Genomic DNA, 12680 nt, shown 5'->3' with positions numbered 1-12680 from the left:
ATACAAATACCCTGACGGTACAATCGGGTTGAATGATATAAACCTCACCGTTAGGAATGGCGAGGTAGTAACGCTTATCGGTGCTAACGGTACGGGTAAGTCTACATTACTACTGGCGTTAATGGGTATCATTGAATTCAGCGGTACCGCCTCAGTATTTGATATACCGGTACTCAAAAACAATATGCGGGTGATACGGTCAAAAATGAATTTGGTATTCCAAAACCCGGATGACCAGTTGTTCTCCCCTACCGTACGGGAAGACATAGCATTCGGGCCGTTGAACCTCGGGTGGGACGATCAAAAGGTTGACTCCGCGGTTACCCGCGCATTGGAGACAGTACGGATGAAAAGTGTTGAAGATAAGATTCCGCAGAATCTTAGTTACGGCGAAAAAAAAAGGGTAGCGCTGGCTACAATCCTCGCGATGGAACCCGAAGTAATACTATTGGACGAACCCACCGCCGGGCTTGACCCGCGCAGTGCAGGCGAGCTGATCGACATACTTTATGGGCTAAACAAAAACGGTACGACATTACTCGTTGCAACGCATGACCTTCACACAGCGGATGAACTAGCCTCACGGGTTGTTGTCCTTAATGAAAACAAAACTATTGTTGCGGAGGGTAACAGCGAAGAAATTCTTAACAACCACGAGTTGTTGTTAACGAATAACCTTCTCCACCGGCATATACACCGGCATAACAACGAAGAACATGTGCATGAACATACGCATTTCCAGCATGAACGGCATCACAAGAAATAACTAATTGCAAAACATCATCGAGAATTGGCCCGCTTTAACCTTGAAAATTAACCCGGTGGAATGTATAATGATTTCGACGGTAACAATAACTACAGGCCGGGTCATTATTGAATGTTAAGGGTGGGTCAAAACAACAGATTTTTTTACACTATAAGGGAATATATAAGAAATCAGCCTTAACTATAGACAATATATGGAAAAAGAGGGGTGATATATGAAAAAATATAATCCGTTTAATCCAAATTCTGTGGTTTCAACAAATCTATTTGCGGGTAAAACTGAGTATGCAGAGGGCCGGCAACAAAAACTTGACCTCGACGCTTGAGTTTATATAGAATAGTGTAATAATTCGCGTGTTGGTTATAAATAGTGTAATATTGATAAAAAGGAAACCGGAGCAATGAAAACATTAGACGAAATTAAAACCGTTATTACAACGCACAAGGCCGAACTGCAAGAAAAGTTTAAGGTAAAAACTATTGGCGTATTCGGCAGTTACGTCCGCGGGGACCAAAGAGCGGACAGCGACGTAGACATACTGGTAGACTTCTCCGGTTCCGTTGGGTTAATTACGTACGGCGGTCTTGAGAGGCACCTCAGCGAACTTATCGGAAACAAAGTCGACCTGGTACACAAAAGCGGATTAAAACCGTTTATCGGGCAACAAATACTTGCTGAGGTCATTTATATATGATCAACAACAAACGCGAAACCCGGGATTTTGTGCAAGACATTCTAAACGAAATAAGGGATATAGACCAGTTTATGAAAAACGTTTCTTACGAACAGTTTTGTGGTAACAAAGAAAAAATGAAAGCAGTTGAGATGTCTATTGTAAACATCGGCGAAGCTGCAAATAAAATACTTGAACATAAACCCGAATGGAAAACCAAATATCCCGACATTCCCTGGGCTGACATAATAGGGATGCGAATACGAGTCGTACACTTTTATTTTGGAACAGATTATAAAATAGTTTTTGATACAGCAAAAGACGACATCCCAAAACTAAAACCTCAAATCGAGAAACTTTTTAGTAACGAGTATAGTGCAAAATAACCTCGGGAATTGACCTACTTTAACCTTGAAAATTAACCCGGTGGAATGTATAATGATTTCGACGGTAACAATAACTACGCTATTATGAAAACATTTTGGAAAGTTATAGTACTAAATGTTCTGTTTTTAGGGTTAAATAATGAACAACTTATTTGTGAAACATGGGTATCAAGTAATGAACCGTTTTTTATTCAACAACAAGGAATATTTAGAAAAAGTATTCAAGTATCACAAAACGAATTAGTAAGAGATGATAGAATTCCGTTGGGTTGGACGATCGACCAATCAATATCTAATCATGACGCTACCACAAACACTGAATCACAAACACAAGCAGGTAGAATGGTATATGATGGTTCGGGTACAATACATGCTACGTATTGGGATGATATTAACCAACCTTGGGATGTTTTATATACAAGATCTCGGGATAATGGGAAAACATGGTCAACGGCTAATATTATCAGTTTCAAAATTGGGAAATATACGGATACGAGTTATGAATTTAAATACTACAACGGATACCTACATTTACTTACATCAGATATCGAAAACGGTGTAAATCAAGTGTTTTATTTAAACAGTAAAGACGGAGACGAATGGTCGCAGCGAAGGAATATGTCAAATAGTAACACAAACACCGGATATATGAATATGATAGAGTACGACAATCATTTGTTTGTGATATATCTAGACAGTCCGACGGGTAGTTATCAAATATATGTTACATCCAGTGCAGATAATGGTTTTACATGGAATGAACCGATAGTATTAAGTACATCATGTGCGAATCTGGTTAATTGGTCTAATGAGGTAGTAAAAATTAAGAGCCTGGTTTGTGATAACAAATTGTACGTATTTTGGGATGATTTTAGGAATAATACATCAAATATTATTTATAAATTCTATGATTCAAAAACGAATAATATGTCATCAGATATACTAATTACAACAAACACTTCATTTTATATGCGTAATAAACTAGCCGGAGTTATTGATTATAAAAATAACCTTGTAGTGTTCGTTAATAGTAATAAGAATTATGCGGATAATAAGATATATCCGAGAGAAATATATTGTTTAAAAAGTGAAGATGGACTAAGCTGGAGTGATTTCATTCAAATTACCGTAAAAGATGGTTATATATCAGAATTTTTCTTCCAACCTGATAGAAATGATAAAGGTATACAACTTGGTATAACCGATTATCGCAATGATAATTATTATCAGGTGTATTTTACAAGTAGTGCTGATGTAATCAACTGGCCAGAACCTAAAAGAATAACTTACCACAATGTTTATGCGGGATTTAATTCTATATTAACAGTCGGTGATGTAATACATATAATGTGGTTTGATACAAACAATACTACAGATAATGTATACTACAAAAAATACGATCCTAGTTCACCTACTGGCAAACCAAGTACGCCATATTTGGATAAAGTATATACAGATTTAAGGACAATGGATTTTACTTTTGATAGAGGAAATATATACGATGAAGAAAGCAGGTTTATAGCTTTTCACATACAAATTGCAAAAAATACTTTAGACAATCTGAAACTTGACGTAATAAAAGATGCAGCGAATTTACATGGTAGTGACCTTGAACCAGGCAGTACGTGGTACTGCAGGACAAGTGCGATGACAGAAGCCGGGTATTTTACTGAGTGGTCGGACTGGAGTGTGGGCGCCTTTATAGCACAACCACTGGATAATATTAAGGTGTATCCCAATCCTGTAAAAAAAAACAGTGATACATACCACGGGGTAGTATTCGACAATATGAATGTTAAGAATTGTGACATAAGCATTTATGATATTTCCGGGGAACTAATAAAAGTTTTAAACAATGGTGGAGAATATAAGATAACCTGGGATTTGACAAACAATAATTATAACGAAGTTGCAAGTGGCATATATATTTACCAATTGAAGATTGATGGTAAAGTAGTAAAAACCGGTAAAGTAGCTGTATGTAAATAAAAATAAGTATTCGGGGAGGGGATTTCGGGAATTGGCCTACTTTAACCTTGAAAATTAACCCGGTGGAATGTATAATGATTTCGACGGTAACAATAACTACTAAGGAAATTTTATGAGTAACAAACAACGGATCGTGGTAAAAGCCGGGACGGGAATCCTTACCGACGCGGAAGGGAAAATTGCCAACGCAAAAATCGGGCAATTATGCTCAGACATTGCGGTGTGTATGTCAAAAGGTACTGAAGTCATTCTTGTTTCCTCCGGCGCGATCAGCGCGGGTTGCGACATATTCGCGCAAGGAAAAAAACGTAAAGAGTTATCGTTGATGGAAAAACAAGCCGCTGCGGCAGTTGGGCAGGCACGGTTGATGCACGTGTATATCACTGAGTTTGAGAAACACGGTATTACTGCCGCACAGGTACTGCTTACCCGCCAGGATATGGAAGACCGGGGGAGGTATCTCAATGCGAGGAATACGTTGACTACATTGTTGAACACCGGGGTGATACCTATCATCAATGAAAATGATACGATCGCAGTTGATGAAATCAAGTTCGGGGATAACGATACCCTTGCCGCCATAGTTGCCACAAAAATTGATGCGGAACATCTAATCATCCTAACCAATGTTGACGGGTTATACACTGACTACGGGCAAAAACAAAAAGGGCAGCTTATTCCTGAAGTATGCACTATCGACGAAACTATAGAAAAACTTTCCTGTAACCACGGGAGCAGCCAGTACGGTATCGGCGGGATGCGCACAAAAATTAATGCTGCAAAGATTGTTACTACTGCAGGGATAACGCTTAGCATCGCAAACGGTACTATCACAGGGAATTTACAAAAAATTATTGCAGGTGAGCGCATAGGTACGCGGTTTATCCCGGCTGCTACCGGCGGGATGTCAGCGCGGGAACGCTGGATTGCGTTTGGTATGCATTCCCAGGGAAAAATTGTGCTCGATCCCGGAGCAGTCCGTGCGGTACGCGAGTCAAACAAAAGCTTGTTACCCGCAGGGATTACAGGTGTTGAGGGAGAGTTTGAGATCGGTGATATGGTAAGTATTACCTCGGAAGACGGGGTAGAACTTGCCCGCGGGCTGGTGAACTATACCTCTACGGAACTGCAAAAGATTAAACGCTTAAAATCAGCGGAGATAATAAAGGTGTTGGGTTATAAGCATTACGATGAAGCGGTTCACCGTGATAACCTGGTAATTATTTAATAAAACATTGAGGGAGAAAAAAATAAAAATATGAAACTCGGTATTATTGGCCTGCCAAACGTTGGGAAGTCGTCATTGTTTAATGTTCTTACTCACGCGAATGTACCCGCCGAAAATTTTCCGTTCACCACAATTGAGCCTAATGTCGGGATAATCAATGTCCCTGACCCGCGGCTTGATACACTAAAACAAATGTTTCAACCCGATAAAACCACAAGCGCGGTGATTGAGTTTGTCGATATCGCGGGCTTGGTGAAAGGCGCAAGTAAAGGAGAGGGGTTGGGGAATAAGTTTTTGGCGCATATCCGTGAAGTTGACGCTTTAGCTCAGGTACTCCGCGGGTTCGCAACAGAGTCCGTAGTCAACGTCCTGGGGAAGGTCAGCCCGGTGGAAGAAATTGCGGTGGTGGACACTGAACTTGTACTATCCGACCTTGAACTCATAGACCGCCGGCGTGAAAAAATTCATGGGCTAGCAAAAGCAGGTAATGCGCAGGCACGGGAGGAACAGGAAGGGCTTGAGAAAGTACGGGAATGGCTCGCTGCGGGGAATACCGCGCGGACTGCAACGGAAGAGTTGTTGCCATTAATGCAGCCGCATAATTTATTGACACTAAAACCTGTGTTCTATATCTTAAACGTGGAAGACAACGATACTGCCAAAAAGTTGGAAGTCGAGATAAAACAAAAATATCCAGGTGCTAACGTAATAGTGGCGGTTAATGTCAAACTTGAACTTGAACTCGCGGAACTTGATCCTGCGGAACAAGAAAGTTTTCGTGCGGAACTCGGGGTTGATAAAACCTCCGGGATTGACCGCGTGGTTACTGCAGGAAAAGAGTTGTTAAAGCTTGTAACTTTCTTTACGGTGGTAGGTACTGAAATCCGTGCGTGGCTAATCCCCGTAGGGACACAGGCAGTGGATGCCGCGGGTAAAATTCATACTGATATGGCGAAAGGTTTCATCCGTGCTGAAGTTTATGCGTATAGCCAGTTGATGAGTGAAGGCAGTGAGAAATCTTTACGCGAGAAAGGTATGATCCGCGCGGAAGGGAAGACTTATATTGTTAAAGAAGGCGATGTAATAAAGATACTGTTTAATTGAAACATTCTCCCCTGTATTTGCAAATAGGTTTACACACTGATTAATATGTAAATACGCATTGACACCCTGTCTTCCAAAATGTAAAATAATGTTTACACTGTTTTGGGGTTTATATTCTCACAGAAACAAGGGGTTTGATAGGTTGTTATGATAGACAGGCAACATGGAAAACTTGTACAACGGCTTGATGTTTTGCCAATGGCAAAAATGTTGCTAGCAGCCGAACTCTCCGGTATGCTGGATCTTACAGAAGATGAATTTTCCAAACTTGTACGTACAACCGAAAATGATAGTATTTTCCAGAAATTAGTTAAACCCGCCGATACTAAATCAAAACCGCCGATAACGTTTGAACGTTTACCCGGGACACAGATGGCAAAAGCGTATTTTGAGTTCAAGGAAGAAATTAGTTCAGACGCTGAAAATGTAGATGTCGAAACCGTACTATCCTCAAAAGATGAAGTTGTTAAATTGATACAGGTACTGGGAATTGAAAAGTTTAAGAAGTACTTTTTGTATAACCACAGCATGCTCAACTATGACGAAATAGCGGCCGAACTCGGTATCGAGGTAGATAAAGTAAAAAAAATTAGTACTGTTATTGACGAAATTTCGATTCATTCCGAATTTTTTCATCCTTCGTCTTTACCTTCAGCGCCGGAGGTTAGATATAACAAAGTTGCTTCGATTGAGGAAGGCGTGGTACCCGGGCAGTATAATATCGGTTTTTTCTCAACACGATATATCCGCGGGAAGTATAAGATAGACTATGCGCAGCTTGAAGCTGCAAAAAAAATTGGGGTGCTAACTCCCGAGGAAGCTAAACGGTTAAAACAGTTTGTGCGTAACCTTGAACTTATCAACTGCAGAAAGGATAATCTTTACCGTATAATTCAAAGGATAATAGAAGTACAGCACAATTTTTTATCTTCACGCAATTATGATGAACTCCAGCCATATACGCAGCGCAACCTCGCGGAAGATTTGGGTTTAAGTACCAGTATTATTTGCCGTACGATCAACGGGCGGAGTGTTGATACCCCGTGGGGTGATGAAGTACCGCTGAAAGATTTTTTTCCGCACCCGCGACAGCGCAAACAATTACTTGCGCGGCAAATATTGGAGGACAGCCGGTGGGGTATCACGGACATAGAACTTACGCGTAGAATGTTTGATAAATTTGGGATACGGATTTCACGCCGTACCGCTAATCTTTACCGTCAAACATTGAAAAAGGAAGATGAAAAAAGGAATAAGTAGAAGAGTTAAGGAGTTGTAAAAAACATGGCGAACATTATGGTAGTTGAAGATGATAATACGTTAGCTTTGATACTGCTTGAGATATTAAAAGACCAGGGGCATAATGTTTTCCGTGCGCCAAACGGCCAGGCTGCGCTTGACCGCCTGAATGAACATATTCCTGACCTTGTATTACAGGACCTCAAATTACCGGATATGTCCGGTATGCAGGTAGCGGAACGTATAAAAAAACATGATGATACCATTCAAATAGTAATCCTTACCGCCCATGGCGATGTTAAGTCAGCGGTACAGGCAATGAAACTCGGTGTATATGACTACCTCAATAAACCGTTTGATAATGAAGAACTTATCATGGTTATTGATAAAGCTTTGAAAGCGCAGAAAATGAACCGCGAGATGGAAGCTCTCCGCCAGCAGGTGCAGGATAAGCATCAACGCCAGATAGTGCTTGGGGAAAGTATGGTAATGAAAACTGTTCTTCAGCAGGTAAAGGAAGTGGCGAATACCAACCTCACTATTGTGCTTCAAGGAGAAAGCGGGACAGGGAAAGAAGTTATATCGCATCTTATACATCAGTACAGCCCAAGGAAAGACCGCCCGTTTGTTGCAGTGGACTGCGGATCGTTGCCGGATACGCTGGTTGAGAGCGAACTTTTTGGGTATGAGAAAGGCGCGTTTACGGGAGCGGACAGGCGTAAACTCGGGCAGTTTGAACTTGCAAATGGAGGGACACTTTTCCTTGATGAAATCGGCAACCTGCCGTTACCGACACAAGCAAAGCTATTACGTGTATTACAGGAACGCAAGATCCAGCATCTCGGGGGGAAACAAGCAATTGATGTGGATGTCCGCGTAGTTACTGCGACAAATGTTATACTGGAAGACGCTGTAAAAAAAGGCTTCTTCCGTGAAGATTTGTATTACCGTATCACGGAGTTTGTCATCAAAATCCCGCCGTTACGTGACAGGAAAGAGGATATCCCGATATTTGCGCAATACTTTGTGGATGAAGCTAATAAGGAGTTTGTTAAGAACATAACATTATCACCGCTGGCAATTGAAAGTTTGCAAAGTTATACCTGGCCCGGAAACATACGTGAACTCCGGAACGTTATAAAACGTGGAGTGTTAATGGCGGAGAGCGAAGTAACGCCTCAGCATTTACAGATAAGCGTGCGTATCCCCGCGAGTTTGGACACTTTTGTGAAGACACATGTTCGGGTGGATGAGAATAATGCCAACCTGCGTAACGCAAGTAAGTATGCGTCGGATGAAGTTGAGCGCCAGATGATTCTTGACGTACTAAAGTCAGTTAATAATAATAAACAGAAAGCAGCGGAAAAACTGGGGGTTAGCCGCAGGACGTTGTACAATAAACTTAAGGCGTTGAATATTGATCTATGAAAAAGTTCGTGGTTACGTGCATAACTTTTTTTTGTGTAGCAACGCATTCATACGCAGTATACAGCCCGGCTGCGGCGTATAAATACGCTAACCAGTGGTGGGATACGTGTAACCATACCTGTGCTGGCGCGTATGACGCATGCTCGCCATGGTCATGCTGGGGTTCGTATTGCGGGTATACCTCGCATAACGGCGATTGCGCGGATTTTGTTTCTCAATGCTTATTAGCCGGCGGGCATCCTGTGCTTAAGGCCGGTAATTGCAGAGGGTATCCCTGTGGAAAAGAGGAAATCGGTGCGTCGAGATTGATGAGTTGCCTTCCGCAAAGTTTCGGGTGGGAAGACGGCGGGGTTGCCATAAAAAAAGCTCCCCCTGCAAATATTGCAGTAGGAGATGTTTTGGTATATGCCGATGCTACAGGATGGTGGGACGGTACTCACGCAACTCTTGTGGTTAGCACCAACAGTTCAAGCGGAGCGAAGGTTGGCGTAGCTGCGCATTCGTCTAGTGTCTGGAATAAACCTTATACTTATCTCACGGATACTTCACATCAGTATTATCATTGGTTACATAAAGTCCCGGATGTGGTTTATCAATACAAAGCTGTTTATACGGGGAAAAGTGTGCCGTCAACACTGAAATCAGGTGAGGTTGCTACTGGGTATATTGAATACCGTAACGATGGTACATCAACCTGGTCAGGTTCTACCCTGAGGTTAGGGACTACACAAACAAAAAACCGTGTGAGCGCGTTCTATAATTCTGCTGATTGGATAAGTTCCAGCCGTTTAACCGGTGTAGATGCAACTACAGTGTCAGGTTCTACGGGGAGGTTCACGTTTATCCTTCGCGCACCGGTGGTTAGTACTTCAACTACTTATACAGAATACGTTAATCTGGTATACGATGCAACAACGCCTGTGTGGTTCAGTGACAACGGGCAAGGCGGCCCTGAGGATAATACAGTAAGTTTTACGGTAAAAGTTAATCCTGTGATACCCACAAGGTTATTAGGGTACGTGTATGACGCTGCAACGGGTAATGTTTCCACCGGGACAAAGATACCAAATGTTAATGTGAGTATACAAGGTACCGGGATCAGTTCTCAGACTGTAACGGATAACTCCGGGAATTTTGTTTTCACTTCAATTCCAGCAGGTGCTTATGTTTTATCCGCAACGAAGAGCGGGTATAGGTATATACAAACAATAATCAGTGTTGTGCAGAGTCAGGATACATTGTCATATATTGGTATGCCGCCATCAACGGATACCACGGATATTACACCTCCGGGTAATCCTACGCAATGCCGTTCATGGGGTGGAGTGGATAAAAGTACGGAGATCCCTAACGGGCAATGGCAGGCGGTAACTGACTTACCGTATTTTGAATGGTCCGGTGCGGTGGATACTGAAAGCGGTATTAACGGGTATAGTGTTTACTTCGGTACGTCAAGCACTGCGGATCCCGGAATAATTGTAACGGTTTCCACCGGCGCGTATGTAGCGGCGAATACTGTAGTCCCTGATTTAGAATATTATCTTCGCCTGAGGACTCAGGATATTGCGTATAACTGGTCAGGCGCGTCAACGTTATTTGTTTTTAAGTACACAAGCGTACCGTTGCCTACGGTAAGCATTATTCCTCCGGGAAGCGCTGTGGAAACTGTATTAAAAGATCTTGAAGTCGGGGTTGTGATTAAAGATATTATTGATCTCCCCATAAAAAAACTGGAGTACTGTATCAACGGAGACTGGGAACATTATAAGGAAGCGGAATTGGTATCTACGGAGATAAGCCTTAGATATGAAGCTATTATCAAAGGTGTGGATATAACTCCGGGGACACAAAGTATTGATTACCGTGTTAGGTTAGGGAATACTTCAGGCCAGCAGCTGTTATTATCAACAAGTTCGATAGCTGTTGTATCAGTCCTGGAAAAAACTGTACCGGTTAGCGGCGGGATTGTGTGTGTAAGTGACGGTGATGATAAAGACGGGAATACTAAAGTTATTGTCCCGGCAAATGTATTGAAAATTCCGGTAACGATTTCTGTTGCAGCAAAAAATGTTGCAAATACTCGTGATGTTCCAAAAGCAGTGGGGTTCCCGTACCTGTCTTCAGGTCAGATATCGCCTTATGTTGCGTACGACCTTGGGCCGGATGGGCAGTTGTTTGACAGCCCGGTAGAGTTGACGTTTATTTATCACAGTATACCTTCGGGTGTTAATGAAGACACTCTGCGTGTTTTTTGGTATGACGGTTTTGAGTGGCGTTACATCGGTGGAATGGTTAATAAAGAAGACAAGACTGTATCGGTTAAGGTAAACCATTTTAGTTTATTCGGTATTTTCAGTGTAAACGATACGGGTGCGGTCAATACCGCAGAAACTTTTCGCCCGAAAGAACGGATTATCACTCCAGATAATGACGGGAAAAATGATCGTGCATATTTTTCAGGGTTAAGCCAGGCAGTTAAATCAGCCCAGGGTGCGGTAAGCACGGATGAGATTGTTGTAATATACAATATCAAAGGCCAGAAGGTTAGAAATATGGTTTCAACTGAAGTTTGGGATGGCACTGATGATGAAGGTTCACCTGTAGAAAATGGTGTTTACGTTTATCGTTATTTATACAATGAAAAAATAGTTACCGGCACAATTGTTGTTGCAAAATAGAGATAAACCAGCAGTTCTTGGTAAGCACAGACATTCACACAAATGTGTAAACATATTTACTTTCCCACATTAATGTTTTGTAGAATACAAAGACAGCATAAACTAACCACTAAAAAAGTATTGTAAAACAAACAAAAAAAGTGTATAACATATTATACAGATGGATGTTTGTTATTATGTATGCTGGCAAGCATGTTGCAATGTAAGTTTAATAGTAAAGCAGGATTTTTTTGATGAAACCAAATGTAAAAATATATTTAATAGCAACTGTAGTTTTATTGAGTACCTCAATCGTTGAGGCGCTAGATATCAGTGTTGTTAATACTCAAACGGTTATTAATACCGGTGGATACACGGCACCAACGCTATCACCGGACAACACAAAAATTGTTGTTACTGGTAACGAGCATTACCGCGGGTTATATACAATGAATATTGATGGTACAGGAATACAAAAGTTAACGGACGATCTTTCCGCAGGTTATAAGTATGAATGGTCACCCGACGGTAAATCTGTGCTTTTCCGTTCAATGATTATTAATAGTAACCGTGATACTTTCTACACCATAAAAACAGCTGAGATTTCAACCGGTAAATTAACGCAAGTAAGTAAATACGAGATAGATGTTTACCCGCCGGAATGGGTGTCTCAGGGAACTAATATTGCGTATGTGCAATCAGGGACGGGAGTGACTGTTGATTTAGGTAAAAAAATTCAATCCAAAACAATACCTTCCGGAGAAAAATTGTTTTTTACGGATAATAACGAAGTATGGATGGTGTTACCTTCTGGGAAAAAACAAAAGTTGGCTGATGGATATAACCCTGAATTATCACCGGATAAAACAAGAGTTGTGTACCAGAGAATAGATGATATCATTGTTAATGATTTATTGACAAATAAAGAAACGGTGTTAGATTCTGGCAGCTGGCCAAAATGGTCGCCGGATAGTAAACTAATTATTTTTGCAAAAACCGCGGATGATGGAGTAAATATCACGGATTCCGACCTGTATGTTGCGGATACAAACTCAAAAGAAGTTAAGAAGTTAACAAATACAGAAAATATTGTTGAATGCGAACCTTCGTGGTCACTGGATGGCAAAAAAATTATTTATTCTGATTCAAATACCGGAAATATTTATTTATCAGATCTGTTAATCAAAGAAAAGGTTATAAAATAAAGAGT

At 41.3% G+C, this 12680-nt stretch carries 10 protein-coding genes; all 10 read left to right on the top strand.

The window, feature by feature from the left end:
* Positions 1-766: ABC transporter ATP-binding protein (locus WC955_04145; protein ID MFA5858236.1), on the top strand; the 766-nt coding region annotated here is incomplete at its 5' end.
* A gap of 400 nt (positions 767-1166) precedes the next feature.
* The gene (locus WC955_04140; GenBank protein ID MFA5858235.1) at positions 1167-1460 is read left to right on the top strand and encodes a nucleotidyltransferase family protein; all 294 of its coding nucleotides are present in this window, start codon (positions 1167-1169) and stop codon (positions 1458-1460) included.
* Positions 1457-1825, top strand: a complete 369-nt coding sequence (locus WC955_04135) for a DUF86 domain-containing protein (protein MFA5858234.1) — start codon at positions 1457-1459, stop codon at positions 1823-1825. Before WC955_04140 ends, WC955_04135 begins: the two co-directional genes overlap by 4 nt.
* 84 nt (positions 1826-1909) lie before the next feature.
* Positions 1910-3814 carry an exo-alpha-sialidase gene (locus WC955_04130; protein MFA5858233.1) on the top strand — a complete coding sequence of 635 codons (1905 nt, stop codon included), beginning with the start codon at positions 1910-1912 and terminating at the stop codon, positions 3812-3814.
* 112 nt (positions 3815-3926) lie between these two features.
* A complete protein-coding gene (gene proB, locus WC955_04125) occupies positions 3927-5042 on the top strand; it encodes a glutamate 5-kinase (GenBank protein MFA5858232.1) in 1116 nt (371 codons plus the stop codon).
* Positions 5043-5072: 30 nt separating this feature from the next.
* Positions 5073-6146 (top strand): redox-regulated ATPase YchF, encoded by a 1074-nt coding sequence (gene ychF / locus WC955_04120; GenBank protein MFA5858231.1) that lies wholly within the window; start codon positions 5073-5075, stop codon positions 6144-6146.
* A gap of 147 nt (positions 6147-6293) precedes the next feature.
* Positions 6294-7406 (top strand): hypothetical protein, encoded by a 1113-nt coding sequence (locus tag WC955_04115; protein ID MFA5858230.1) that lies wholly within the window; start codon positions 6294-6296, stop codon positions 7404-7406.
* A 24-nt stretch (positions 7407-7430) separates the two neighbouring features.
* The gene (locus tag WC955_04110) at positions 7431-8813 is read left to right on the top strand and encodes a sigma-54 dependent transcriptional regulator (GenBank protein ID MFA5858229.1); all 1383 of its coding nucleotides are present in this window, start codon (positions 7431-7433) and stop codon (positions 8811-8813) included.
* Entirely contained in the window at positions 8810-11491 is a 2682-nt protein-coding gene (locus WC955_04105; GenBank protein ID MFA5858228.1) for an amidase domain-containing protein, read from the top strand. The genes WC955_04110 and WC955_04105 overlap by 4 nt, the downstream gene beginning before the upstream one ends.
* Positions 11492-11724: 233 nt before the next feature.
* Positions 11725-12675, top strand: a complete 951-nt coding sequence (locus WC955_04100) for a hypothetical protein (GenBank protein ID MFA5858227.1) — start codon at positions 11725-11727, stop codon at positions 12673-12675.
* The last annotated feature ends 5 nt before the right edge of the window (positions 12676-12680 follow it).

The organism is Elusimicrobiota bacterium, from assembly GCA_041658405.1.
Lineage (GTDB): Bacteria > Elusimicrobiota > UBA5214 > JBBAAG01 > JBBAAG01 > JBBAAG01.
Note: the sequence above shows the minus strand (reverse complement) of the source record. Positions and strands in the feature narration are given on the sequence as shown.